This is a genomic window from Janthinobacterium sp. (assembly GCF_031995485.1).
Lineage (GTDB): Bacteria > Pseudomonadota > Gammaproteobacteria > Burkholderiales > Burkholderiaceae_D > Janthinobacterium.
In genome coordinates this window covers 44,460-68,394 of sequence record NZ_DAMAGB010000019.1, presented here as the reverse complement: position 1 = coordinate 68,394, position 23,935 = coordinate 44,460, and the positions used below count along the sequence as shown (strand labels likewise).

Here is a 23,935-nt window from a genome sequence, read left to right as displayed (position 1 = left end):
GTGGAGATGGTGGCAAATCGGCGCAGCGGACTTGCCACTGCGCCAATAGTATACCGAATTATACGCGCAGCAGATCAATCGACTTGCCCGATTCCACCCAGCTCCTGACCCACAGCGGCTGGCGGCCACGGCCAGTCCATTGCTCGCTCGCATTATTCGGATTGCGGTACTGTACTGCCACCTTGCCCGCGCGCGGGTGCAGGCCATCGAGGATCAGCTGTTTCAGCGGAATCCCGGCCTCTTGTGCAATCGCCATGATCTGTTCGCGTGCCTTGTTCAGGTCCTGCCGTTCGCGGTTCTGCACTTCCTGCCGGACCTTGTCCGCCAGATTGCGCAATTCGGCCAAATTCAATGTCGATAAATTCATGCTTTATTTCCCAAAAATTAATGTACTACACAAAAAACGTAGAATATACACGATACACGGAAACACATTAATTCTTCTTGTTCCCAATCATCCAGCACGGCGACTTGAAACGAATAATCCGCAGATATAACCAGATATAAACGGCAATGAATATCAGGGAACAGCAAATCAGCGACCAGGCAGGGTGCCACCACAGCGGTGCCGGAATCACCACCATCAGGGAAAACAGCCACAGATAAGGCGAGGTCATGGAATTACGGTGTATCAGCGTACGCTTCCTTTTTACCCGCCATCCATTACACGATGCGGCAGAAAATCCAGGCCATGCAAATATATCCCATCGGGCATGACCACGCTGGCCACGGCCAGCACCGTGATGGACAAGCTGAGTCCGATAAATGGAATGGCCCGGCTGGAAAACAGCCGAGCGATGCGCTCGATGCGCGTCTCGATCAGGAAAAACGCCTGCATGACGACAGCCATGGTCAGCCACAAACGCCCCATGGGACTGATCTTGCCGCGAAATCTTCGACGATGCCGATGCGCGTAACGAAATGCGAATGAACTTTTCGCACGCCATGAAAAACCGAATCGAATGCGCATTTATGCAATTGCACCTGTTTGATAATCAACAGTGTCAATGGCGCTGATACGACCAAAGCGCGCGACGGAAGAAAAATTATCAGTAAATTACTATTTCCAACGACGAGAAGTACATCGATTATTGGCCCATCTGCGGCGATGGAGCATGGTTCCCGGCTTGCGCCGGACAGGCACAAAGCAGCGTTTCCAGCCGCTTGTTCCGCTTGAACATCTTCAAGCGCACATGCAAATACACTACCCGCAAATATATTATTCCGTTGCAACGGCAACATAAATTCATCTTATAATTTCATCAATTATACGTTGCGCGATGTCCGTTTCAGCATGGCGAGCGATAGTAGCAATGCATCCCATAATTGCTGACACTATTTGCCATTTGATGCTGCCAGCTTTTGACAAGCAGAAATTCGCTATCGGCAGCGGTGCCGAGAAAATCATGTTTGCGCACTGGCAGGCACGACTTCAGGCATGATGTACCCCATCTCCATACCGCCCCGCGCACCATCACACGACCTGACCTCCATGAAAACTTACTTTATCGGCGACCTGCAAGGCTGCCACGCGCAAACGGTGGAACTCCTCGCACGCATCGCCGATACGGCGGACCAGCCATATCGCCTGCTGTTTGCGGGCGACCTGATCAACCGTGGCCCGGACTCGCTGGCCACGCTGCGCCTGGTGGCCGGCCTGGCGCGCCAGGGCCTGGCCGACAGCGTGCTGGGCAACCATGACCTGCATCTGCTGGCGGTCGTCAATGGCATCCGTCCTGAGCACGCGTCCGACACCCTGGCCGATATCCTGGCTGCGCCCGATCGCGATGTCTTGATCGACTGGCTGCGCCGCCGCCCGCTGGCGCTGCGGCATGAGGACCATCTGCTGGTGCATGCCGGCCTGCTGCCGCAATGGAGCGTGCAACAGGCACTGGCCCTGAGCGATGAAGTGTCGCGCATGTTGTCTGGCGACGGCTGCATCGATTTCTTGCGCAGCATGTACGGCAACGAGCCAGCCAGCTGGAGCGACGAGCTGCGCGGCGCCGACCGCCTGCGCTGCATCATCAACGCCATGACGCGGCTGCGCTTTTGCACGGCCGATGGCGTGATGGACTTCAAGATGAAGGAAAGCGGCAGCGCGCCAGCCGGCTCGAACCTGATGCCATGGTTCGAGGTGCCTGGCCGGCACAGCGCGGGCGGCACGGTGGTCTTCGGCCATTGGTCGGCGCTGGGACTGAGGCTGCTGCCTGACCTGATCGCCCTCGACAGCGGCTGCGTGTGGGGCGGCAAACTGTCCGCCGTCTGCCTGCAGGACCGCACGCTGATCCAGGTGGACTGCCCCACCTTCCAGCAGGCGGGCGGCAAGAAATAAGCTGCATATGCTTACTCGGAATTCATCGTTGGCCTGGGCCGGCGCGCGCCGTATGATCATGCTTTTGCCTTTGCGACCCGATGACTCCTGATACCGACCAGCTGGCGCGCTGGCTGCTGGACAGCCTGCAACTGGATACCGCCGTGCTGCACGTGGGCCAGTATTGCGGCCACTGGCGCGCCTCCACCGCCGGGCGCGAGTTGGGCAGTTTTCACCTGGTGCTCGGCGGCCACTGCTATCTGCATCTCGAGGGTACGGCGCCGATTGCGCTCGGTCCGCGCGACGGCGTGTTCCTGCTGCGCGACCTGCCGCATTTTCTCAGTCCGCACGCGGACCCTTTGCACCCCGTTGGCGCGCAGGCGATGGCGCCGCTGCACACACAGGCAGATGGCGCCGCCACGGCGCTGGCCTGCGGCTTTTTCCAGTTTCATGGCGTGGCCTCCAGGCTGATCGTCGACTCGTTTCCTCCATATCTGCTGATCCGCGGCGGCGCGCCCGCCTTTGCCGCCGCCGCGTCGCTGTTCGACCTGATCCTGCAGGAAGCCGGCGGCGACCCGGAACAGCCGTCGCCGCTGATCACGCGGCTGGTCGAACTGCTGTTCTTTTACCTGATCCGCCATGTGGCGCAGGGCGAACAGGTGGCCGGCGGCCTGCTGTCGCTGCTGCAGCGGCCCGAATTTTCGCCGCTGCTCGAACGCATGCTGGCATCGCCAGCCGCCGACTGGTCGATCGAAAACATGGCCAGGGCGGCATGCATGTCGCGCGCCAGCTTCTGCAAGCACTTTGCCAGCGCCAGCGGCCATTCGCCCGCCCAGTTCCTGCTCCTGCTGCGCATGAAGATCGCCGCGCGCCGCCTGCATGACGGCGCCTCGGTCGAACGCGTGGCCGAACTGGTGGGTTACCGCTCGCACGCCGCCTTCACGCGCGCCTTCAAGCGCGCCACTGGCGAACAGCCGGGCGCCTACCGCCGCGACCAGCGGCAACGGCAACTATCGAACTGAGGTCAAGGATTTCAATATCGCAGACGAATGAGCAGAAAATGGCGACGTTGGCGTCTGTTATGCGCCAGAGCGGGTCGATATAATCAAACGGTGACCAACCAACCTGGCAAGGCTCCCCATGTCCCGACTGACACTGCACACACCAGTTACCGCCCCGGCCGACAGCCGCCCATTCGTGGAAAAGGCGATCGCCAACAACGGCTTTTTGCCCAACCTGATCGGCGTGCTGGCCAATGCGCCACTGGCGCTGGAAACCTACCTGACCGTATCAAGCATCAACAGCCGCGCCAGTTTGAGCCTGATGGAGCGCGAAGTGGTGCAGATCACGGCCGCGCGCATCCATGGCTGCGACTTCTGCATTGCCGGCCATAGCGCCATCGCGCTGAAAAAAGCAGGCCAGACACCCGACACCGTGCGCGCGCTGCAGCATGGCCAGGGTACCGGCGACGCAAAACTCGATGCGGTAGCCGCCTTTGCCAGCGCCGTCATCGCCACGCGCGGCGCCGTCGCCGACGACGAATACCAGGCGTTCCTGGCGGCCGGCTATAACGAACAGCAGGCGCTGGAAGTGGTGCTGGGCATCAGCCTGGCAACGCTGTGCAATTTTTCCAACAGCCTGGCCGGCACGCCGGTCAATCCGCAACTGACGCCCTACCTGCCGGGCGCCGTCTGAGATGGCACACCTGATGCCCAATCTCGTGCACTGGCTGCGCCTGCATGCCGACCGCCTCGACGAATCGAACGAACTGGCTGAAAGCGTGCTGCCGGCGCTGGCCGCCGACCAGCTGCTGGCCGCCGGCGTGCCGACAGAATACGGCGGCAGTGGCGGCGACGTGCGCGACGCCATCGAAGCGATCGCCAAAGTGGCGGAGCTGTCGCTGACCACCGCGTTTGTCTTCTGGGGCCAGCGCTGCTTTATCGAGTTCATGCTGCAAAGCCCGAACCGCGCACTGGCAGAACGCCGCCTGCCTGCCCTGCTGGCCGGCACCCAGGCCGGCGCCAGCGGCCTGTCGAACGCGATGAAATTCTTGTCCGGCATCGAGCAGCTGCAAATCACCGCCGCGCGCGATGGCGACGGCCTGCTGGCCGATGGCGCGCTGGCGTGGGTGACCAACCTGCGCAAAGCCGGTTTCGTCGCGGCCGCCGCCGTCGCGCCGCATGACGGCGCGCCGCCCATGGTCGTCGCGTTCGACAGCCAGCTGGCCGGCGTGCAGCGCAATGCGGACCTGGACCTGATCGCCCTGCGCGGCAGCAATACGGCGTCCGTCAAGCTGACGCAGGTACGCATTGCGGCGGGCGATATCATCAGCGACAATGCGCCGGCCTGGCTGCCACAGGTGCGCCCGGCGTTTCTGGGCATGCAGTGCGGCATGTCGATCGGCCTCGCGCGCGCCAGCCTGGCGCAGGCGGCGCGGATTTCGCAGGGCTCGCAAGGCCGGCACAACGCCCTCTCGCCGCGCATCGCAGCGCTGAAGGAAACGCTGGAAATCGCCGCCGCCACCCTGCTGGCCGGCGTACACGATGGCCGCTTCGTCAAGCAGGCGCCCGCCATGTTCCGCCTGCGCATACAGCTGGCCGAACTGGTGCAGCAGGCGCTGATGCTGGAACTGCAGGCCATGGGCGGACGCGCCTATCTGACCACGCAGCAGCAGGGCTTTGGCCGCCGCTGGCGCGAATCGGCCTTTATTCCCATCATTACGCCGAGCCTGACGCAATTGCAATCGGCGCTGCAGCAGTTCGACAGCCAGCAGGCCTTGAAGCAAGGCGCACAGGCATGACGCCGGACGACTGGGCATTGCAGGCGCAGGGGCTTTCCTACGCGTATCCCGGCCTCGATCCGGTGTTTCACGATATATCGCTGGGCGTGCGCAGGCGCGAAATCGTCTGTCTGCTGGGCGGCAGCGGCTGCGGCAAATCGAGCCTGCTGCGCGTGCTGGCCGGCCTGCAGGCGCCGTCCGCCGGCACCATCGACTTTCTCGGCGCGCCGATGCGCGAGCCCGATCCGCGCAGCGCGCTGGTATTCCAGCAGGCCAGCCTGCTGCCGTGGCTGAACGTCAGCGGCAACGCCGGCTTCGGCCTCGGCTTCAAACACCAGCCGAAACTCACGCGCGAGGCGCACGCCGCGCGCGTGGCGCAGGCGATCGAGGCGGTCGGTCTGAAGGGCCGCGAAAAACTGTATCCGTCGGCGCTGTCGGGCGGCATGGCGCAGCGCGTGGCGCTGGCGCGCGCGCTGGCACGCGAACCGGAACTGCTGTTTGCGGACGAACCGTTTTCGGCCCTCGACGCCATCACGCGCGCCGAAATGCAGTCGCTGCTGGTCGAAGTGGTGCACCGCTGGCATACCGCCGTGCTGCTCGTCACGCACGATATCGATGAAGCGATCCTGGTGGCCGACCGCATCCTGCTGATGGGCGGCAAACCCGGCCATATCGTGCGCGAATGGACGGTCGGTAGCGCCCAGCCGAGAATAGGCCACAGCGCCGATGTCATTGCCCTGAAAATGGAGATCCTCGACGCCCTGCAGCAGCTGCAAAAACCACCATCCATGGCGACCCTTTAATCGAACGGAGCATCCGCATGTCCTTACAAAATCAGAATCCCCTGCATATCTGCGCCTCGTCCGACTGCGACTGCGGCTTGACGCGGCGCGACTTTTTGCGCATGTCGGCGCTGGCCACCGCCAGCGTCGCCTCGCCGCTGCTGTTCGCCGGCGACGCCATGGCCCAGCAGGGCCCAAAGGGCGACGACCAGCCCGTCAAGATCGGCTACCTGCCGATCACCGATGCGACGCCGCTGCTGGTGGCGCACGCGCGCAAGCTGTTCGAAGCCGAAGGCCTGCAAGCGGAAACGCCGCGGCTGTTTCGCAGCTGGGCGCAGATCATCGAAGCGTTCGTGGCCGGCCAGGTCAACGTGATCCACCTGCTGTCGCCGGCCACGCTGTGGGTGCGCTACGGTTCCAAGTTCCCCGCCAAGGTGGTGGCCTGGAACCACGTCAACGGTTCGGCGCTGACGGTGGCCAACGAGATCAACAAGGTGCAAGAGCTCGGCGGGCGCACGGTGGCGATCCCGTTCTGGTACTCGATCCACAATATCCTGCTGCAGCAGATTCTGTCGGCCAATGGCTTGACGCCCGTCACGCGCGCGCGCAATGCCACCATCAAGTCGAATGAGGTAAACCTGATCGTGCTGGCGCCGGCCGAAATGGTGTCGGCGCTGGCCAGCAAGGCGATTGCCGGCTATATCGTGGCCGAACCGTTCAATGCGGCCGCCGAAAACGCCGGCATCGGCAAGATATTGCGCTTCTCGGGCGACGTGTGGAAGAACCACGCCTGCTGCGTCACCTTTTTGTCCGAGCGCGACATCAGCACCCGCCCCGAGTGGGCGCAAAAAGTCACCAACGCCATCGTCAAGGCACAGCTGTGGACGCGCTCGAACCAGGTCGACACGGCCAAGCTGCTGTCGAACGTGGGCGAGCACCGCTACACGCCACATCCGCTGCAGGTGCTGACCAAGGTGCTGGCCACCACCGATTACGCCACCTATGAAAAGCAGGGCCTGATCGTGCACAAGAACTGGCAGCAGCGCCGCATCGACTTCCAGCCGTATCCGTTTGCCTCGTACACGGAAGAACTGGTGCGCGCGATCGGCCGCACCAAAGTCGAGGGCGACACGCGTTTCCTGGCCAGCCTCGATCCGAAGTTCGCCGCGCGCGACCTGGTCGATGACCGCTTCGTGCGCAAAGCGATCAACGCCGTCGGCGGCCCGTCCGTCTTCGGCCTGCCGGCCAATTTGCTGCGCAGCGAAACCGTGGCGGTCTGACGATGGCAAGAACGTGGTTGATGCGCCTGGGCCTGCCTCTGGTGGGGCTGGCCTGTGCGCTGTTATTGTGGTCGCTGGGCGTGTGGCAGCTGGAAAAATCGACGCCGATCGCCAGCGCGTTTGCGCCGCTGCCGACGGCGCTGGCGTTTCGCGAGATGGTCGCTGGCGCCGATATCTGGCTGCATGTGACGCTCAGCTTGCAACGGGTCGCCGTTGGCCTGGGCCTGGCCATCGTGATCGGCGTGCCGCTGGGCGTGCTGGTGGCGATGTCGAAGCGTTTTTCGGGCGCCGCCATGCCGCTGTTCCAGCTGCTGCGCATGATTTCACCGCTGTCGTGGATGCCGATTGCCGTGATGGTGCTGGGCGTGGGCGACGCCCCCGTGTATTTCCTGCTGGCGTTTGCGGCCGTCTGGCCGATCCTGCTCAATACGGCGGCCGGCGTGGCGCGGCTCGATCCGAACTGGCTGCTGCTGGCGCGCAGCCTGTCGGCCACGCGCAGCGAAATCGTTTTGAAGGTGATTTTGCCGGGCATTACCGCCGATATCCTGACCGGCGTGCGGCTGGCGATCGGCATTATCTGGATCGTGCTGGTACCGGCGGAAATGCTGGGCGTGTCGGCCGGTCTCGGCTACTTTATCCTCGACACGCGCGACCGGCTGGCGTACTCGGAACTGATGGCCGCCATCGTGCTGATCGGCATACTTGGTTTTCTTCTCGACTACCTGGCCCGCGCCGCGCATGCGCGCTGGCTGCATATCAAGCGTTAACCGGCAGTCCCAAAGATGTGGCGACGGCGGCATGCGCCGCCAGCGCCAGTTCGCGCCGGTGCGCGCCCACGCTGTCGAGCGGGGCCAGGCATTCCAGGCGCGCCGTGACCGGCTTGCCGCACAGGATGCGCACCATGCTTTGCGCGAACGTCATCTCGCCGATAAAGTCGATGGAATCGTGCGGCATGCCCGCCGCATCGACATACGACACGGCATACGGCTGCACCGGCGCCTGCGCGTCGATGGCCGCCTCGAACAGATTGGCGTGAAACGGCAGCAGCTTGCCCTGCGCCGCCGTGGTCCCTTCGGGAAACACGCCGATCCGTTCGCCGTCCTGCAGCTTGTCGACCAGCCCCTGGAAGATCTTGCGCAGGTCGCGCTTGTTGCCGCGCGAAATGAAAATGGTGCCGGCGCGCGCCGCCAGCCAGCCCAGGATCGGCCACGCGCGGATTTCCGCCTTGGCGACAAAGCGGCAGGGATGAACCGCGTCGATCACAAAAATATCGAGCCACGACACATGGTTGGCCACCACCAGCGCATGGCCGAGTGCAGCCGCGTGGCTGCTTGAGGCCTCCACGGTGACATTGCAGATGGCCAGCAGCTGGCGCGACCAGGCGCGGATGCGCCGGTTGCGGCCGTCGATGTCCAGCCACGGAAACAGCACCAGGCTTTTGGTCATGCCGACGGCCAGGTGAATGGCGACGCGCGCGAGGCGCCAGGTAAGCAGAAGTTTCAAATCACACCAAAGTTGAGAGCAAGGCCGCGTAGGTCGGCTTGGCCGGGCTGCCAGGCCCGGCGTAAGCCGACAGGAGTCGCCACAGGCTCGTCGGATTACGCGTGCCGCCAATCCGACCTGCGGCTGACATGCAGGCTGCAATCAGCGCTGAAACGCCACCCGCCCGCCCACGATGGTCGCCCTGACCACGCCGCTCAGCTCATAGCCGAGAAACGGCGTGTGCTTGCCCTGGCTGGCCAGCGAGGACGAGGAAACGGTCCAGCGCGCGGCCGGATCGAACACGCAGATGTCGGCCGCTTCGCCGATGGCCAGGCTGCCGGCAGGGATACCGGCCACGCGCGCGGCGTCGGCCGTGACCTTGGCCACGGCGCGCGCCAGCGGACGCGCGCCAGATTGCGGCTGCGCCAGCGCATAGTCGTCGGCCCATTTCAGGGCCAGCGACAGCAGCAGTTCCAGGCCGGTGGCGCCGGGCGACGCTTCGCCGAACGGCAGCAGTTTTTCGTCGTCGTCGACCGGCGTATGGTCCGAGCACATGGCGTCGACCGTGCCGTCGAACAGGGCGGCGCGGATCGCGTCGCGGTCGCGCTGGCTGCGGAACGGCGGCGTGACGCGTGCGTTGGGGTCAAAAAAGCCGATATCGGCATCGGTCAGGTGCACATGGTGCACGCCCACGTCGCAGGTCACCGGCAGGCCTTCGGCTTTCGCCGCGCGGATCAGTTCCAGGCCGGCCGCCGACGAAATCCGGCACAGGTGCACGCGCGCGCGGCTGGCGCGCATCAGTTCGAAAATCGTGTGCAGCGCGATGGTTTCGGACATCACCGGCACGCCGGACAGGCCCAGGCGCGAGGCCAGCGGGCCGCTGTGGGCGATGCCGCCACGGCCGATATGCGGGTCCTGCGGGCGCAGCCACACGGTGTAGCCAAAGGTATTCGCATACTGCATCGCGCGCAGCAGCACGGTGGTGTCTTCGATCGGTTCCTCGGCCTGCGCAAAGCCGATGCAGCCCGCCTCCGTCAGTTCCGCCATTTCCGTCAGCGACTGGCCTTTCAGGCCCATGGTCAGCGCGCCCAGCGGGTGCACATGCGCCTTGTCCTGCGTCTTGGCGCGGTATTTCAGCATCTCGACCAGGCCCGGCTCGTCGAGCACGGGGTCGGTGTCGGGCGGGCATACCAGGCTGGTGACGCCGCCTTGCAGCGCGGCCTGCAGTTCCGATTCCAGCGTGGCCTTGTATTCGTAGCCCGGCTCGCGCAGGCGCGCCGACAGGTCGACCAGGCCGGGCGAGACCACCAGGCCGGCCGCGTCAAAGGTGGTGTCGGCCACGAAGCCGGCCGGCGCCGCGCCCACGGCGAGCACTTTGCCGTCGGCGATAAACAGGTCCTGCACGCCATCGATGCCGTTGGCGGGATCGATCAGATGGCCGTTCTTGATATGTAGTGTCGTCATGCTTGCTTCTCGTCCTTGGGCCATCAGCCCTGATTACCAGCCAAAATACTCATCACCGCCATGCGCACGGCGATACCGAAGGTCACCTGCGGCAGGATCACCGCCTGCGGACCATCGGCCACGGCCGAATCGATCTCGACGCCGCGGTTCATCGGACCCGGGTGCATCACGATGGCGTCCGGCTTGGCCAGCGCCAGGCGCTCGGGCGTCAGGCCATAGCTCTTGAAGTATTCCTGCGCCGACGGCAGCAGCGCGCCGCTCATGCGTTCGTTCTGCAGGCGCAGCATGATGATCACGTCCACGCCCTTCAGGCCTTCTTCCATATTGGTGAAGGTGCGCACGCCCATCTGTTCCAGGCCGCCCGGCAGCAGCGTATGCGGGCCAATGGCGCGCACTTCGGGCACGCCCAGCGTGGTCAGCGCGTGGATGTCGGAACGCGCCACGCGGCTGTGCAGGATGTCGCCGACGATGGCCACTGTCAGGTTGGTGAAATCCTTCTTGTAATGGCGGATCGTGTACATGTCGAGCAAGCCCTGGGTCGGGTGCGCGTGGCGGCCGTCGCCGGCATTGACCACGTGGACATGCGGCTGTTTCGTATCGATCAGGTGCTTGGCAATCAGGTACGGTGCGCCCGACTGCGCGTGGCGCACGACGAACATGTCGGCGTGCATGGCCGACAGGTTGTCGATGGTGTCGAGCAGGGACTCGCCCTTGCTGGCCGACGAAGCCTGGATGTTCAGGTTGATGACGTCGGCCGACAGGCGTTTCGAGGCGATCTCGAAAGTGGTCCGGGTGCGCGTCGAGTTTTCAAAGAACAGATTGAATACGCTTTTGCCGCGCATCAGCGGCACTTTTTTCACATCGCGGTCGGAGATGCCGACGAACGAGGACGCCGTGTCGAGGATGTGGTTGACGATAGACTTCGGCAAGCCTTCGATAGTCAACAGGTGCTGCAGTTCGCCGTGTTTGTTCAGTTGCGGATTAAGCATGGTGGGTGTCTATGGTGAGCGTGAATTTATCGCCGGCCTGCTTCAGGACCAGCGCCTGGCCCGGCGGCACGGCGGTAAAGGCGGCCACGAAATCGGCGGCCACCGGCAGCTGGCGCTCGCCCCGGTCTACCAGGGCGGCCAGCATGATCTTGGCCGGACGGCCGTAATCGAACAGCTCGTTGATGGCCGCGCGCGTGGTGCGGCCCGTGTACAGCACGTCGTCGACCAGCAGGATGGTGGCGCCGGCCACGTCAAAGGCGATCCGGGTCGGCTTGACGTCGGCGTGCAGGCCCTTCTGCGCGAAGTCGTCGCGGTAGAAAGACACGTCGAGCACGCCCAGGCGCTGCGTCAGGTCCAGGTCGCGCGCCAGCCGTTCGGCCAGCCAGGCGCCGCCCGAATGGATGCCGACGATGGCCACGTTGCTGGCGCCGGCCAGGCCGCTGCGCACTTGCTCGAGCAGGACCCCGTACAGGGCCTCGGCGTCGAGTTGGGTAGGATTCACAAGATTGGACATAAGTGGAGGATCAGTCAAAAAAACGGTTCAGGACTGCGCGTCGAAATACTGCTGCAGGATGATGGCGGCGGCACGGTCGTCGATCACTTCGCCGCGTTTGGCGGAAATCACGGCTGACGAATAGCGCTCGTCGACCAGTTCCACCGGCAAGCCGAAGCGCCCGTGCACCTGGTTGGCAAAGCGGCGGCAGCGCGCACTCATCTCGTGTTCGGTGCCGTCCGGATGGCTGGGCAGGCCGACCACGATGCGCGTCGCACCCCATTCGGCAATCAGGGCGGCGATGGCGGCAAACTTCGGTTCGTTCGCAATCGCCGTGATCACGCGCAGCGGCTTGGCCTGGCAGATCATGGTGTTACCGATGGCCACGCCGATGCGTTTCAGGCCAAAGTCGAAAGCGAGGACAGTGTCGATGGCCGCGCCGTTCATGCGTGGCCGGCCTCGCTGGCCAGCATCAATGGATCGATGCCCAGCAGCTTGATGGCGGCCACGTAGCGCTCGGCGATCGGGAAGTCGAACAGGATGTCGGCCGAGGCGCCGACCGTCAGCCAGCCGTTGCGGCCGATTTCTTCTTCCAGCTGGCCCGGGCTCCAGCCCGAGTAGCCGATCGAGACCAGCATGCGCTCGGGGCCTTCGCCCTTGGCAACCGCTTCGAGCACATCGATCGAGGTGGTAAACGCCACTTCGTCGGTCACCGTCAGCGACGACGAATAGCGCGCGCCGGGCGTATGCAGCACGAAGCCGCGGTCGTCCTGCACCGGACCGCCGAACATGATCGGTTCGTTGACGATCGGCGCATCGCTGCCGGCCGCCAGTTTCAGGTCGATGCGCTCGAACAGCACATCCATGGTCATGTCGGTGGGTTTGTTGATGACCACGCCCAGCACGCCGTTTTCATTGTGCTCGCACACATAGACAACGGTGCCGCCGAAAATCGGATCTTGCATCGCCGGCATGGCGATCAGAAAATGGTTGGCCAGGTTCAAGGTGGACGAACCGGGCGCAGCGCCTTCGCTGGCGCTCTGCATCAAACGATGTCCCGGCAGCGTGTGGTCGATTTTACTCTTTTTCATACGCGGTGCTCTCTCTGTGGGCTTGCTGGCAAGACACTTTACCCCTGCTGTCGTTATTGTTTTTTAAATGCGGTTTTTACAATGCGGCTTGTTTAGTGCGCGTGGCTTGCGTGGGGAGGTCGATTGTAAAATCGTTACCGTTCTGCTGGCGCACGCGTAAGCACTGCGAAATCAGGCGCTAGTTTACACTGAATTGCCACACCGGCGACGTCCAGGGCACGGCGCGGGAAGGCATAATGCGCTGCCAGCGGCGAAAAATCGCTCTTTCTTGACCTTTTACAACGCAACATACGCGAAATCGCTTACTCATGACAATTCATACTTCCCTGGTCTGGTTCCGCCGCGACCTGCGCGCGTTTGACCATGCTGCGCTGCATCATGCCCTGCGCCAGAGCCAGGCCGTGCACTGCGTCTTTGTCTACGACACTGCCATCCTGGACCGCCTGCCGCGGCGCGACCGGCGCGTCGAGTTTATCCACGCCAGCATCGCCGAACTGGCCGGCGAACTGCGCCAGCTGGGCGGCGATCTGATTGTGCTGCACGGCAATGCCGCCGAAGCCATTCCCCGCCTGGCGGCCGAATTGAAAGCGGATGCCGTGTTTGCCAACCACGACTATGAGCCGCAGGCGATCGCCCGCGATGCCACCGTGGCCGAGGCGCTGACGGCCGATGCGCGCCTGTGGTTCAGCTTCAAGGACCAGGTGATCTTTGAAAAAGACGAGGTGCTGACCCTGTCCGACAAACCGTATACCGTCTACACGCCATATAAAAATGCCTGGCTGAAAAAAATGCGCGCCGACCCGTCCTGCCTGGCGCCGTTTGATATCGAGCCGCACGCCAGCCGCCTGGCGCCGCCGCGCGTTCAGGGCGCTACCCTGCCGACCCTGGCCGAGCTCGGTTTCGAGCCCGGCAACCTGGCCGAGCTGTCGATTCCCACCGGCATGTCCGGTGGCGCGCATCTGTTCGAGGATTTTTTGAAACGCGTCGACAAGTACGATGTGGCGCGCGACTATCCCGCCCTGAAAGGGCCATCCTACCTGTCGCTGCATCTGCGTTTCGGCACCATCTCGCTGCGCTACCTGGTGCGCACCATCATCGACCTGATGGAACGCGGCGGTGGCGGCGATGGCGCGCCTGTGTGGCTGGCCGAACTGATCTGGCGCGACTTCTACGCCATGATTCTGTACCAGAACCCGCAGGTGGAACACGGCGCCTTCAAGCCTGCCTACGACGCCATCGCCTGGGAAACGGGCGAGCTGGCCGACGAGGCGTTTGCCGCCTGGTGCGAGGGCCGCACCGGCTATCCGCTGGTGGACGCGGCCATGCTGCAGCTGAACCAGACCGGCTACATGCACAACCGCCTGCGCATGGTGACGGCCTGCTTCCTGATCAAGGACCTGGGCATCGACTGGCGCCGCGGCGAAGCCTATTTCGCGCTGCACCTGAACGACTTCGACCTGGCCTCGAACAACGGCGGCTGGCAGTGGGCCTCGTCATCGGGCTGCGACGCCCAGCCCTACTTCCGCATCTTCAACCCGATCACGCAGTCGGAAAAATTCGACGCCAACGGCCGCTTTATCCGCCGCTACCTGCCGCAACTGAAAGCGCTGGGCGACAAGGAAATCCACGCGCCATGGATGCTGCCGCGCATGCTGCTGGAGCAAAAGGGCATCGTGCTGGGACGCGATTATCCGGTCCCCATCGTGCAGCATGACGAGGCGCGCAAGGAAACGCTCGAACGGTATGAGGTGGTGAAAACCGTCAAGGTCGCGTAGGTCGGATTAGCGGGGCGACGCCCGCGTAATCCGACAACATGGTTGGCGCATGCGGTATGTCGGGTTACGTTGCGCTAACCCGGCCTACGAGATGTGAAACGTTATGCTCCCGTCAACAGGCGATCGACCTCCGCCAGCAATTCCTCCTCCTGGAACGGCTTGCCGAAATACGCATTCACGCCCAAGGTCAATGCGTGCTCGCGGTGCTTGTCGGCGCTGCGCGAGGTGATCATGATGAGGGGGATGGCGCGCGTGCGGTCGTCGCTGCGAATATTGCGCGTCAAATCAAAACCGTCCATGCGCGGCATCTCGACGTCCACCAGCAGCAGCGCCGGCAGCGCCTCCGGTTCCAGCTCGTGCAATTGCTCCAGCGCGTCGACGCCGTCCTTGGCCAGCAGCACCAGGTAGCCTTCGCGCTCGAACAGGCGCTGCATCACGCGGCGCACGGTAAGCGAGTCGTCGACCACCATCACGCAGGCGCGTGGCGCCGGCAGCGCCACGCTGCCTTCGCCGGCGGCCGCCGCATACTGCGCCAGCAATTCCGGATGATGGGCGAGGTGCTGCGCCAGCGCCACCGGGTTCAGGATCAGCACAATGTCGCCGGTGCCCAGCACGGTGGCGCCGGCGATGCCCGGCATGCGCGCCAGCTGCGGTCCCACGTGCTTGACCACCACTTCGCGGTTGCCCAGCACATCGTCGACCTGCAGCGCCAGCCGGTCGTTGCCGTTACGAAGCAGCAGCACCGGCGCATGGCGCGCCACGGCTGGCGCGGCCGGTGCGTCGCCCAGCATGGCCGACAGATGGTGCAGCGCCAGCATCTGGCCGTGCGCGTCGATCTGCCCCGCTGTTGTCACCTGTTCCAGCTGCTCGCCTTTCAGGTGCAGCACCTGCTCGACCAGCACCGAGGGCAGCGCGTAGGTCTTGCCGTTCGCCGCCAGCAGCACCACCTGCGTGACGGCCAGCGTCAATGGCAGGTGTATGGTAAAGCGCATGCCCTGGCCCGCCTCGCTGCTGGTGTCGACGCGCCCGCCCAGCGCCAGCGCTTCCGAGCGCACGATGTCCATGCCCATGCCGCGGCCAGCCAGTTCGGTCAGGCTGTCGGCGGTGGACAGGCCCGGCGCGAAGATCAGCTCGACGGCCTGCGCGTCGCTGATATCGGCGCCCGGCGCCACCAGGCCGGCGCTGCGCGCCTTGGCGCGGATGCGCTTGAGATCGAGTCCGGCGCCATCGTCGGAAAACGCGATCGCCACTTCATTGCCCTGCTGACTGACCTGCACCAGCAATTCGCCGGTCTCGCTCTTGCCGGCGTCCAGGCGCGCGCCGCGCGGTTCGATGCCGTGCACGATGGCGTTGCGCAGCAGGTGTTCGAAGGGCGCGGCCATGCGTTCCAGTACGCTGCGGTCGATCTCCACGCCACCGCCGCGGATATCGAGATTGACGCGCTTGTCGACTTCCTTGGCGCTTTGCCGCGCCACGCGGAACAGGCGTTCGGCAATGCTGGCAAACGGCACCATGCGGATCTGCATCAGGTCGCGCTGCAGTTCGCGCGTCAGGCGCGCCTGCAGCACCAGGTCGTCGCCGACCGTGCCCACGCTCTGGCTGAGGTTTTCATGGAACGAAGCCACGTCGTTGACGCTTTCGGCCATCATGCGCGTCAGTTCCTGCAGGCGCGTGAAACGGTCGAATTCGAGCGGATCGAAATCGCGCTCGCTGCCGACCGCCATGCGCGAGGCGATCTGCGATTCGGCCTGCATTTCCACTTCGCGCAGCTGGCGCCGCAGGCGCGCCAGGTTGTCGGAAAATTCGCCCAGCGAGGCGCCCAGCAGATTGATCTCGTTGTCGATCTTCGAGCGCGTGATCGACACTTCGCCAGCCTGGTTGACCAGCCGGTCGAGGATGTCGGCGCGCACGCGCACCAGCGCCGCCTTCGGCTCGGGCGGCGCCACTTCCATGCCCGGCAATGGCAGCAAGGGCTGCTGCAACTGCTCGAACAGATGCAGCGCATGGTCGTAATGGGCCAGCAGTTCCTCGAACGCCTGCGGCGTGGCGGTACCCGCATGCAGCATGTTTTCGATATGCGTTTCGATTTCATGCGCGTGCTGGCCCAGGCGCATGGCGCCGGCCATGCGCGCGCTGCCCTTGACAGTATGCAGGGTACGCAACAGCATCTGCGCCTGGCTGCTGTCGTCGGGATGCTGCTGCCAGTTGCGCAGCGCTTCGCCGATCTGCGGCAGCAGATCGGCGCCCTCTTCCAGGAACACCGGCAGCAGGTCGAGGTCGAGTTCGTCGCTGATGCCGGCGCTGGCGGCCAGCAGCGCCAGTGCGTCGGCCGGCACAGCGGCCGGCGCGTCCGGTTCGGGTTCGGATTCAGGTTCAGGTTCGGGTTCCGGTTCCGGTACCGGTACCGGCATTGCTGGCGGCGCGGCCGGCGCCATGTCGAACACGGAATCGAACAGGTCGTCGATATCGCTGGTGTCGGGCGCCGGCGGCAGCTTGATGCGCGCTGGCGGCGCGTCGGCTGGCGGCGGCGCAGCACCCTGGCCCGGCCCGTCGGCCACGATGCTGGCATAGGTGGCGGCAAACAGCGCGTCGAGGCCGGACACCGGCGCGATCGGCGCCGCGCCATCTTCCATGATGCTGGCATAGGTGGCCGCAAACAGCGCGTCCAGGCCGGTTTCAGGTTCTGCCTTGGCTTGCGCCGTGGCCGGCGGCGCCGTCAGCGCGCGCCACAATGTGTTGAGTTCCTCGACCAGCGCCGGCTGGGCCGGCGCCAGGTCGCCCAGCGCAAACGCCTGCAGCATGTGCGCGATGCCTTGCGTGGCCCGATCGAGCACATCGTGCTGCGCAGCGGCCAGCCCGGCACGCGGCGCCACCACCGTTTCGATGGCGATTTCCAGCGCATGCGCCAGGTCGCGCAAGGCCAGGAACCCTACCGTGCCCGAGGTGCCGGCCAGCGTATGCACGGCCTGCAGCGCCTCGGCGCTGACGGCGCGCTGTTCATGGCGCCACTCGCCGAAGTCGCGCGTGAGCACGCGCAGCAGTTCATCCGTCTCGGCCAGGTAAATGTTGTACAGCGGCAGGCTGATGCGCAGCTCGCCCACGTGTTTCAGGTTGTCGTCGGGCGCCTCACGCAAGGCTGGCGCGGTAGCCAGCGGCAGGCCGATCACATTGCCGTTGCTGGCGACCGCTGCTGGCGCAGCCTCCTTGCCGGGAGCCCGCCGCTTGCGCAATTCGAACGGCCCGCCTTCGCGCACGCGCTCGGCCGCGTCGATCAGCATGCCCGCTTCCCGTCCGCGCGCGCCGCCGCCCTCCAGTTCGGCCACCCATTCGCTGAGCTGGTACCAGCCATAGTTGAGCAGTGTGAACAGGTCGTCGCTGACGGGCTGCGCTTCGGCCAGCCAGGTATTGAGCACGCGTTCGATGGCGCCGGCCGCCTCGGCAAACTGGGCCAGGCCGATCATGCGGCTGCTGCCTTTCAGCGTGTGCCACGAGCGGCGCAGCATGGCCAGGTGTTCGCCGCTGCCGGCCTCGGCGCGCAGCGCGGCCATGCTGGTGTCGATAAAGGCCAGCACTTCGCGCGCCTCGGCCAGAAATATCTCGAGCATCTCGGCGTCGACATCGCCGGCGCCGGGCGCCGTGGCTTCGCCTTCGGCGTGCAGGTCCGGCGCCGGCGGCAAGGCCTGGTCCAGTACCGGCACGGGGACGCTGCCGGCGGCGGCCACCTTTTCAAATGGCAGCGCGCGGAAAGCGCCGCTGGCCGCATCGAACTGGAAGCGCGCCCTGGCTGCCTGCGCATTGCGGCCCAGCATGTCGACAAAGAATCCCAGTGCACTGACGTTTTGCGCGATCTCGTCGAGCGCTTCCAGTGGCGCCTGGGTGCCGCCTTCGAGCAGCCGCAGCACGTCAGCGTCCACCTGCTCCACGGCGGCGCCGGCAGCCGTCTGCTCGAGTTCCTCGAGCGTGCGCCGCATCGGTGCGAGCAGCGGCGCCACGCCGGCCAGTTCCGCGCGCCGGCCAATATCGGCGTAATAAGCGTTGAGCAGCTGCTCGACCTGGCGCAGGCCCGCCTTCATGGTGTCGGCCAGCGCGGCCGCGGTCTGTCCCTGCGCGATCTGGCGCGACAGCTCGCCCTGCGCCGGCGCGGGCGCCTCGCCGGCCAGCAGCGCCTGCAGGCGCGCGGCGATGGTTTCGGCATTGCCGGCGAAATCGTCGGGCAGGCGGCGCAATTGATCCAGGCCGGTTTCGGCAAACAGCAGCGCCGTGTCCATTTCTTCGGCCAGTGGCGAACCGCGCCCGCTGGCCAGCACTTGCGTCGCGGCTTGCGCGCACTGGCGCAGCAGGCTGGCCAGCGGCGCCACCTTCAGGGCATCGGCATGCCGCGCCACGTCATCGAGCGCCTGGGCGAAGGAGTCGCCCGGCCCGGCGCCGTCCCAGCTGGCGCGCGCCTGCGCCAGCGCCGCGCGCGCCGCGTGCAGGGCGTCCTGGTCGACCTGGCCATAGCGGCGCGCTTCCACGTCGTCCGGCACCAGGCCATCGAGTCCGAACGCGTCGCGCAGTTGGTGCGCCGCCGGGGTCGGCTCAGGGGTGGCGGCAATCAGGAACAGCGCATCGCGCAGCAGCTTGTCGGGCAGGCTGGCCGTGCCTTGCGCCAGATGGCGCAACTGCAGGTTGACCAGGCCGAACAGCTGTTTCATGTACAGGCTGTCGCCGCCCTGGCCGGCCGCCGCCAGGCCTGCCACAGCCTGCATCACGAACCAGAAAGTACGCGCGGCAGGCTCGGCTTGCGCGTCGGCCACCAGCTGCAAGGTGTCGTGCAGGGCCTGTGCATGCAGCTGCCGCGCATCCAGGTCAGGCGCCTTCAAAAACGGCAGCAGCGACTTTTCAAAGCGCGATCGCCAGGCAGGATAGTCGGCGGCGATGACCGGATCGGCCAGCGCAATCGCGTGGGACTTGCCTGCCGGCGGGAAAAACAGTTCGGCCGGATGCACGCGCTCAAAGCCCAGCATGGTTTGCAGTGCGCGGTAGTAAGGAAACAGGCGGGTCGCTTGCGGCGGCGCGCCGGCCAGCAGGTCTTCCAGGTATTCGACCAGCGCCTGGTACAGCTCGGCCACCACCTGCGCATGGTCGACCGTATATTCCAGTGTACCGTCGCGAAAGCGCGTCAGCGCCTGTTCCGCGCCGGCCGTCAGCAATCCGGCGCCGGCCACGTCGACCATCACCAGCGCGCCATGCGCCTGGTGCAGGTGCGAGCGCGCATGCTGCAGGGCGGTCGCGCGTTCCTCGCGTTCGCGGCCGCCCGCTTCGAACAGGGCGGTCCGGGAGCGGCCCAGCGCTTCGCGGATTTCCACCATCACCCAGGACAAGGGCTCGCTGTCAAACGGCTTGGAGTGCTGCGGCCTGGACTGCTGCGAATTGTCTGCTGTGCTCATGCATGCCTCGGTAAAGAATTCATAACGCGAAAATCGGCGCGCGCCGGGCCCTGGCTCAGGCGGCGACGCGGAAGCGCGACACCGAATTTTTCAGCTCCTGCGCCAGCAGCGACAGTTTATGAATCGACTGCGCCGTTTGCTGCGTGCCATCCTGGGTCTGTTCCGTCACGCTCAGGATATGCTGGATGTTCAATGCCACGCCGCTGGCCGAACCGGCCTGCGTGCCGGTGGCGAACGACATGCCCTGGATCAGTTCGGCCAAATGCTTCGACACCTGGCTGATATCGTTCAGCGCGGCGCCGGCCGCGTCCGACAGGCGCGCCCCTTCCACCACGCCCTGGGTCGATTTTTCCATCGCCCGCGTCGCATCCTGGGTATCGGCCTGGATGGTGCGCACCAGCGCGCCGATCTGCTTGGCGGCGCCGGCCGAGCGTTCGGCCAGGCGCTGCACTTCCTCGGCCACCACCGAAAAGCCGCGCCCTGCCTCGCCAGCCGATGCGGCCTGGATGGCGGCGTTCAGCGCCAGCACATTGGTCTGCTCGGTGATGTCGGAAATCAGTTCGGTGATCTCGCCGATCTCCTGCGACGATTCGCCCAGGCGCTTGATGCGCTTGGAGGTGTCCTGGATCTGGTCGCGGATTTCATGCATGCCCTTGATCGCGTTTTCCACCGCCGTCGAGCCTTGCAGGGCGGCCGCCACCGACTGGCGCGCCACGTCGGCCGACACACTGGCCGACTTCGACACTTCCGTGATCGCATTGGCCATATTGACCACCGTGGCGCTGACGCCCTGGATTTCGCGCGACTGCTGCTGCGAGGCGATCAGCAGTTTGCTCGATATGCTCTGCGCCTGCGTCGAGGCGCGGTTCACCTGTTCGGCAGTGGCGGTGACGCGCCCCACCAGGCCGCGCAACTCCTCGACCGTGTAGTTGACGGAATCGGCAATCGCGCCGGTGATGTCTTCCGATACCGTTGCCTGCACCGTCAGGTCGCCATCGGCCACTTTCTGCAATTCGTTCATCAGGCGCAGGATCGCCGCCTGGTTCTGGTCGTTCTGCGCCTTGGCCGCTTCTTCCTTTTCCTGCGACAGCAGGCGCCGGATTTCCGCCTCCTGGCGGCGCCGCTCGGCGTCGCGCGTGCGGTTGGCCGAGTCCTGCAGCAGCACGCGGCCCATGCCGGCCGCCGCGATCAGGGTCAGCAGCACGCCGCCCACCATCAGCCAGAACGGGGTACCCAGCGCTTCCTGGTTCACATGGTACATCTGCTGCAGCAGGGTCAGGCGCTGGCGCAGGTCTTCGTTCTCGCTGAAGATCAGCTGCTCGGCGCTCTTGGCCGCACTGAATTTGTCAAGACCGTCGAGCAGGGTCGAGACCTGCTTCTGGTAGCTGTCGAAGCCCGCCTTGAGCGCCACCAGCTGCTCGCGCAATTGCGCGTCGCGCGTGGGCGCCAGCTGCAGCGCGGCGCTGCCATCGAGCAGGCCATCGACGGCGGCGCGGAAATACGTGGTGTCGCGGCCCAGCGCGAATGCCGTTTCGGAACTGATGCTGCCCGAGCCGATAAAGCCGCTGGCGCTGCGGCTCATGCGCTGGGTCAGCATCATCAGGCGGCCGATCACGGCCAGCTCGCGCGCATTGCCGCCCTTTTGCACCTTGAGCGCGGCAATTTCTTCGGTCTGCGCCAGCAGCGCCGGCGAACGCGCGTTCAGCTGCTGCAAGGTGCGGTCGAAGTCGCCCAGCTCCGCTTTCAGGCGCAGGATGGTGCCGGCCGCGCGGTCACTGCTGGCCCATTTTTTACGCGCGTCGGCCACCGCCGCCAGCAGGCCGGCGCGCGATTCGCCGATATCGCGGCCATGATAGGTGCCGCCGCGTACCATCAGGCGAAAATCCTGGTTCAGTTCATTGCGGCTTTCCTCGAGCTGGCGGAACGCTTCGGGATTGCCCTGCACCGCATTCGGCGCCGCCTTGCCCAGGCGCTGCGAGTGCATCAGCGCGTCGCTGGCCAGCTGCGTCTGCGCCGAGGCGATATTGCTGTTGCGCGTGTTGAGACCGACAAACAGCAGGCTGGCGGCCAGGCTCAGCGCCATCACGGTGGTCAGGATCGACAGCTGGCGCTGCAGCGGCAAGTGGCCGATCAGCGGCAGTTTCAGGTCGGCCGCCGGCGCGCTGGCCAGCGTCTTGCGCCGGCCCAGCGCATCGCGCAGGCGCAGCGGCAGGTCGTTCGGCGCCACCGCCTCGGCCAGCACGGCGGCTGGCGGCTCGGCCGGCGGCGCAACGTCGGCCAGGATCGAGGAATGGTCGCCCATCAGCGCATATCCTTGACAGCAAGAGCACCGGCAAAGCCGGCGTCGAGAAAACGTTCCGCCTGCGCCAGCTGCGCCAGGTCCAGGCGCAGCCACTGCTGCTGTTCGCTGTCGCGCAGCGCGTGCGCGGCCCACGGAAAAGCCGCCATGTCCGGCGGCGGCGCCACGGCGCGCATGCCGCGCTGCTGGCGCAGGCCCAGCACGCGCTCGACCAGCACGGCGCAGTCCAGCCCGAGCCGCGGCGCAAACGTGATCAGGCGGCTGTCGGCCTTGATGGCGCCAGCCGGCTCGCCCATGTAGCGCGCCAGGTCGATGATGGCCGTCAGGCGTCCGCGCATGGCCGCCAGTCCCAGATACCAGTCCTGAGCCAGCGGCACGCCCTGGATGGCCAAACCGGCCGGGATCACGATTTCACCGAGCTGCGTCAGGTCGAGCAGGCAATGGCGTCCGCCCAGCACTACGCCCAGGTCCTTGCGCCCGGCCAGCGCGCCGCTGCGCGCGGCCTGCACCCGTTCGAGCAACTGCAGCTGGTACTGGCGCAAGCGGCCATGCCGCGCGCCGCCCTCGAAGGGCTGCGCTACGGAAGCGGCCATGCCGGGCGTGATCTGCATGGGTCAGGACAGCGCCGCGATCTTGGCCAGCAGGTCCGCTTCGACCACCGGCTTGACCAGGTAATCGCGCGCGCCCTGGCGCAGGCCCCAGATGCGGTCTGTCTCCTGGCTCTTGCTGGAACAGATAATCACCGGCACGTGTTCGAGTTCCGGGTCGCGCGCAATCGCACGCGTGATCTGGAAGCCATTCGCACCCGGCATCACCACATCCATCAGGATCAGGTCGGGCCTGGCCTGCTTCAGCTGCGCCAGCGCATCGGCGCCGTCTTGGGCCGTGGAGACGGCGTAACCGGCGCGCACCAGCATCTCGCTCAGGTAGTAACGTTCCGTCGGCGAATCATCGACGATCAGAATTGTATGTATGGCCATCTGTTTTTCTGCTTCCTGCTGCGTTGAATATGTCATGTTAAGAACCGGCGGCCAGATGCTGCCGCACGGCCGCCAGCAACGCTTCGCGCGCCAGCGGCTTGGCCAGGCAGGCGCTGGCGCCGGCCAGGCTGCCGCGCGCCCGGTCGAACAAACCCTCTTTCGACGACAGCATCAGCACCGGCGTGGCATGAAATCCGGCGCTCGCCTTCACCAGCGCGCAGGTGCGGTAGCCATCGAGGCGCGGCATCAGGATGTCGCACACGATCAGCGCCGGCCGCCAGTCATCGATCTTGGCCAGTGCATCGAAGCCATCCTCGGCCAGCACCACCTGGTAGCCGGCGTCGCGCAGATAGCTGCCCACGCAGGTACGCATGGTGGCGCTGTCGTCGATCACCAGGATGGTCGTGCCGCCGGCGTCACGCAGCGGTGTCGTCACGGCTTGTTCACGGGTTGTTCATATTTATTCATTCGGCAATCATTCACACCATAGCATAGGCTGTCGCCGCATGCTGCGCTGCCACAGCCATGGCGCGCAACATGACTATCGTATAAAATTGCTTAAATAGCCACCATCTCGAAGTCGTCCTTGCGCGCGCCGCATTCCGGGCAGGTCCAGTTCATCGGCACATCGGCCCAACGCGTGCCGGGAGCAATGTCTTCGTCTGGCAGGCCGGCCGCTTCATCATAAACCCAGCCGCAAATAAGACACATCCACGTCTGGTATTGCTGCGTTGTTTCGTTGCTACTCACGTTCTGCCACCCTTCAATCAAGTAAAATGCT

General features: G+C 65.2%; 23 protein-coding genes. 8 read left to right on the top strand and 15 right to left on the bottom strand.

Going from position 1 to position 23,935, the window contains the following annotated elements; all coding sequences use genetic code 11:
* Nucleotides 1-58: 58 nt before the first annotated feature.
* The 3 genes from RTQ46_RS12925 to RTQ46_RS12915 form a co-directional block, all read right to left on the bottom strand.
* On the bottom strand, nt 59-367 hold the full coding sequence (locus RTQ46_RS12925; RefSeq protein ID WP_312437082.1) for an H-NS histone family protein: 309 nt from the start codon (nt 365-367) through the stop codon (nt 59-61).
* A 282-nt stretch (nt 368-649) separates the two neighbouring features.
* Nucleotides 650-871, bottom strand: a complete 222-nt coding sequence (locus tag RTQ46_RS12920) for a hypothetical protein (protein ID WP_312437081.1) — start codon at nt 869-871, stop codon at nt 650-652.
* Complete coding sequence (locus RTQ46_RS12915) at nt 853-1,242, bottom strand: hypothetical protein (RefSeq protein WP_312437079.1); 390 nt, start codon at nt 1,240-1,242, stop codon at nt 853-855. Before RTQ46_RS12915 ends, RTQ46_RS12920 begins: the two co-directional genes overlap by 19 nt.
* A 250-nt stretch (nt 1,243-1,492) precedes the next feature.
* On the opposite strand from RTQ46_RS12915, the gene RTQ46_RS12910 reads away from it, so the two are divergent.
* The 7 genes from RTQ46_RS12910 to RTQ46_RS12880 all read left to right on the top strand — a co-directional run bounded on the left by RTQ46_RS12910 (nt 1,493) and on the right by RTQ46_RS12880 (nt 7,919).
* A complete protein-coding gene (locus tag RTQ46_RS12910; protein WP_312437077.1) occupies nt 1,493-2,332 on the top strand; it encodes a symmetrical bis(5'-nucleosyl)-tetraphosphatase in 840 nt (279 codons plus the stop codon).
* A gap of 80 nt (nt 2,333-2,412) precedes the next feature.
* Nucleotides 2,413-3,333, top strand: coding sequence for an AraC family transcriptional regulator (locus RTQ46_RS12905; RefSeq protein ID WP_312437076.1), 921 nt, complete (start codon nt 2,413-2,415; stop codon nt 3,331-3,333).
* A gap of 118 nt (nt 3,334-3,451) precedes the next feature.
* Entirely contained in the window at nt 3,452-4,006 is a 555-nt protein-coding gene (locus RTQ46_RS12900) for a carboxymuconolactone decarboxylase family protein (RefSeq protein WP_312437074.1), read from the top strand.
* 13 nt (nt 4,007-4,019) lie between these two features.
* Nucleotides 4,020-5,111 (top strand): acyl-CoA dehydrogenase family protein, encoded by a 1,092-nt coding sequence (locus RTQ46_RS12895; RefSeq protein WP_312437073.1) that lies wholly within the window; start codon nt 4,020-4,022, stop codon nt 5,109-5,111.
* On the top strand, nt 5,108-5,893 hold the full coding sequence (locus RTQ46_RS12890; protein WP_312437072.1) for an ABC transporter ATP-binding protein: 786 nt from the start codon (nt 5,108-5,110) through the stop codon (nt 5,891-5,893). Before RTQ46_RS12895 ends, RTQ46_RS12890 begins: the two co-directional genes overlap by 4 nt.
* 17 nt (nt 5,894-5,910) lie before the next feature.
* Entirely contained in the window at nt 5,911-7,152 is a 1,242-nt protein-coding gene (locus RTQ46_RS12885; RefSeq protein ID WP_312437071.1) for an ABC transporter substrate-binding protein, read from the top strand.
* A gap of 2 nt (nt 7,153-7,154) precedes the next feature.
* The gene (locus RTQ46_RS12880; protein WP_312437070.1) at nt 7,155-7,919 is read left to right on the top strand and encodes an ABC transporter permease; all 765 of its coding nucleotides are present in this window, start codon (nt 7,155-7,157) and stop codon (nt 7,917-7,919) included.
* Here the strand turns inward: RTQ46_RS12880 and RTQ46_RS12875 are convergent.
* The 6 genes from RTQ46_RS12875 to RTQ46_RS12850 all read right to left on the bottom strand — a co-directional run bounded on the left by RTQ46_RS12875 (nt 7,909) and on the right by RTQ46_RS12850 (nt 12,671).
* Nucleotides 7,909-8,655 (bottom strand): lysophospholipid acyltransferase family protein, encoded by a 747-nt coding sequence (locus RTQ46_RS12875; protein ID WP_312437069.1) that lies wholly within the window; start codon nt 8,653-8,655, stop codon nt 7,909-7,911. The genes RTQ46_RS12880 and RTQ46_RS12875 overlap by 11 nt on opposite strands.
* 141 nt (nt 8,656-8,796) lie before the next feature.
* A complete protein-coding gene (locus RTQ46_RS12870) occupies nt 8,797-10,098 on the bottom strand; it encodes a dihydroorotase (RefSeq protein ID WP_312437068.1) in 1,302 nt (433 codons plus the stop codon).
* A 23-nt stretch (nt 10,099-10,121) separates the two neighbouring features.
* Nucleotides 10,122-11,087 (bottom strand): aspartate carbamoyltransferase catalytic subunit, encoded by a 966-nt coding sequence (locus tag RTQ46_RS12865; RefSeq protein WP_312437067.1) that lies wholly within the window; start codon nt 11,085-11,087, stop codon nt 10,122-10,124.
* Nucleotides 11,080-11,601, bottom strand: coding sequence for a bifunctional pyr operon transcriptional regulator/uracil phosphoribosyltransferase PyrR (gene pyrR / locus RTQ46_RS12860; RefSeq protein WP_312437066.1), 522 nt, complete (start codon nt 11,599-11,601; stop codon nt 11,080-11,082). The genes RTQ46_RS12865 and pyrR overlap by 8 nt, the downstream gene beginning before the upstream one ends.
* Before the next feature lie 27 nt (nt 11,602-11,628).
* Nucleotides 11,629-12,027 carry a Holliday junction resolvase RuvX gene (gene ruvX / locus RTQ46_RS12855; protein ID WP_312437065.1) on the bottom strand — a complete coding sequence of 133 codons (399 nt, stop codon included), beginning with the start codon at nt 12,025-12,027 and terminating at the stop codon, nt 11,629-11,631.
* Nucleotides 12,024-12,671: a YqgE/AlgH family protein gene (locus RTQ46_RS12850; protein ID WP_409518330.1), complete on the bottom strand. Its 648-nt coding sequence runs from the start codon at nt 12,669-12,671 to the stop codon at nt 12,024-12,026. The genes ruvX and RTQ46_RS12850 overlap by 4 nt, the downstream gene beginning before the upstream one ends.
* A 308-nt stretch (nt 12,672-12,979) precedes the next feature.
* Here RTQ46_RS12850 and RTQ46_RS12845 point away from each other — a divergent pair, with 308 nt between their 5' ends.
* The gene (locus tag RTQ46_RS12845; protein ID WP_312437064.1) at nt 12,980-14,446 is read left to right on the top strand and encodes a deoxyribodipyrimidine photo-lyase; all 1,467 of its coding nucleotides are present in this window, start codon (nt 12,980-12,982) and stop codon (nt 14,444-14,446) included.
* Between the two features lie 101 nt (nt 14,447-14,547).
* Here the strand turns inward: RTQ46_RS12845 and RTQ46_RS12840 are convergent, their stop codons facing one another.
* The 6 genes from RTQ46_RS12840 to RTQ46_RS12815 all read right to left on the bottom strand — a co-directional run bounded on the left by RTQ46_RS12840 (nt 14,548) and on the right by RTQ46_RS12815 (nt 23,865).
* Nucleotides 14,548-19,875: an Hpt domain-containing protein gene (locus RTQ46_RS12840; RefSeq protein ID WP_312437063.1), complete on the bottom strand. Its 5,328-nt coding sequence runs from the start codon at nt 19,873-19,875 to the stop codon at nt 14,548-14,550.
* Between the two features lie 55 nt (nt 19,876-19,930).
* Complete coding sequence (locus RTQ46_RS12835) at nt 19,931-22,177, bottom strand: methyl-accepting chemotaxis protein (RefSeq protein ID WP_312437062.1); 2,247 nt, start codon at nt 22,175-22,177, stop codon at nt 19,931-19,933.
* A complete protein-coding gene (locus RTQ46_RS12830) occupies nt 22,177-22,785 on the bottom strand; it encodes a chemotaxis protein CheW (RefSeq protein WP_312437061.1) in 609 nt (202 codons plus the stop codon). Before RTQ46_RS12830 ends, RTQ46_RS12835 begins: the two co-directional genes overlap by 1 nt.
* Before the next feature lie 3 nt (nt 22,786-22,788).
* Nucleotides 22,789-23,154, bottom strand: a complete 366-nt coding sequence (locus tag RTQ46_RS12825) for a response regulator (protein ID WP_312437059.1) — start codon at nt 23,152-23,154, stop codon at nt 22,789-22,791.
* A gap of 37 nt (nt 23,155-23,191) precedes the next feature.
* Nucleotides 23,192-23,590, bottom strand: coding sequence for a response regulator (locus RTQ46_RS12820; RefSeq protein WP_312437058.1), 399 nt, complete (start codon nt 23,588-23,590; stop codon nt 23,192-23,194).
* Between the two features lie 122 nt (nt 23,591-23,712).
* Complete coding sequence (locus RTQ46_RS12815) at nt 23,713-23,865, bottom strand: rubredoxin (protein ID WP_038488910.1); 153 nt, start codon at nt 23,863-23,865, stop codon at nt 23,713-23,715.
* Between the last annotated feature and the right edge of the window lie 70 nt (nt 23,866-23,935).

What these genes read in the sequence shown, in the direction of transcription:
- RTQ46_RS12915 (WP_312437079.1), bottom strand. Translation starts at nt 1,242, where the DNA reads ATGTTGCCGTTGCAACGGAATAATATATTTGCGGGTAGTGTATTTGCA.
- ruvX (WP_312437065.1), bottom strand. Translation starts at nt 12,027, where the DNA reads ATGAACGGCGCGGCCATCGACACTGTCCTCGCTTTCGACTTTGGCCTG.
- RTQ46_RS12885 (WP_312437071.1), top strand. Translation starts at nt 5,911, where the DNA reads ATGTCCTTACAAAATCAGAATCCCCTGCATATCTGCGCCTCGTCCGAC.
- RTQ46_RS12880 (WP_312437070.1), top strand. Translation starts at nt 7,155, where the DNA reads ATGGCAAGAACGTGGTTGATGCGCCTGGGCCTGCCTCTGGTGGGGCTG.
- RTQ46_RS12910 (WP_312437077.1), top strand. Translation starts at nt 1,493, where the DNA reads ATGAAAACTTACTTTATCGGCGACCTGCAAGGCTGCCACGCGCAAACG.
- pyrR (WP_312437066.1), bottom strand. Translation starts at nt 11,601, where the DNA reads ATGTCCAATCTTGTGAATCCTACCCAACTCGACGCCGAGGCCCTGTAC.
- RTQ46_RS12825 (WP_312437059.1), bottom strand. Translation starts at nt 23,154, where the DNA reads ATGGCCATACATACAATTCTGATCGTCGATGATTCGCCGACGGAACGT.
- RTQ46_RS12870 (WP_312437068.1), bottom strand. Translation starts at nt 10,098, where the DNA reads ATGACGACACTACATATCAAGAACGGCCATCTGATCGATCCCGCCAAC.
- RTQ46_RS12895 (WP_312437073.1), top strand. Translation starts at nt 4,020, where the DNA reads ATGCCCAATCTCGTGCACTGGCTGCGCCTGCATGCCGACCGCCTCGAC.
- RTQ46_RS12925 (WP_312437082.1), bottom strand. Translation starts at nt 367, where the DNA reads ATGAATTTATCGACATTGAATTTGGCCGAATTGCGCAATCTGGCGGAC.
- RTQ46_RS12815 (WP_038488910.1), bottom strand. Translation starts at nt 23,865, where the DNA reads ATGTGTCTTATTTGCGGCTGGGTTTATGATGAAGCGGCCGGCCTGCCA.
- RTQ46_RS12835 (WP_312437062.1), bottom strand. Translation starts at nt 22,177, where the DNA reads ATGGGCGACCATTCCTCGATCCTGGCCGACGTTGCGCCGCCGGCCGAG.
- RTQ46_RS12840 (WP_312437063.1), bottom strand. Translation starts at nt 19,875, where the DNA reads ATGAGCACAGCAGACAATTCGCAGCAGTCCAGGCCGCAGCACTCCAAG.
- RTQ46_RS12920 (WP_312437081.1), bottom strand. Translation starts at nt 871, where the DNA reads ATGGGGCGTTTGTGGCTGACCATGGCTGTCGTCATGCAGGCGTTTTTC.
- RTQ46_RS12865 (WP_312437067.1), bottom strand. Translation starts at nt 11,087, where the DNA reads ATGCTTAATCCGCAACTGAACAAACACGGCGAACTGCAGCACCTGTTG.
- RTQ46_RS12890 (WP_312437072.1), top strand. Translation starts at nt 5,108, where the DNA reads ATGACGCCGGACGACTGGGCATTGCAGGCGCAGGGGCTTTCCTACGCG.
- RTQ46_RS12900 (WP_312437074.1), top strand. Translation starts at nt 3,452, where the DNA reads ATGTCCCGACTGACACTGCACACACCAGTTACCGCCCCGGCCGACAGC.
- RTQ46_RS12845 (WP_312437064.1), top strand. Translation starts at nt 12,980, where the DNA reads ATGACAATTCATACTTCCCTGGTCTGGTTCCGCCGCGACCTGCGCGCG.
- RTQ46_RS12850 (WP_409518330.1), bottom strand. Translation starts at nt 12,671, where the DNA reads ATGAAAAAGAGTAAAATCGACCACACGCTGCCGGGACATCGTTTGATG.
- RTQ46_RS12905 (WP_312437076.1), top strand. Translation starts at nt 2,413, where the DNA reads ATGACTCCTGATACCGACCAGCTGGCGCGCTGGCTGCTGGACAGCCTG.
- RTQ46_RS12830 (WP_312437061.1), bottom strand. Translation starts at nt 22,785, where the DNA reads ATGCAGATCACGCCCGGCATGGCCGCTTCCGTAGCGCAGCCCTTCGAG.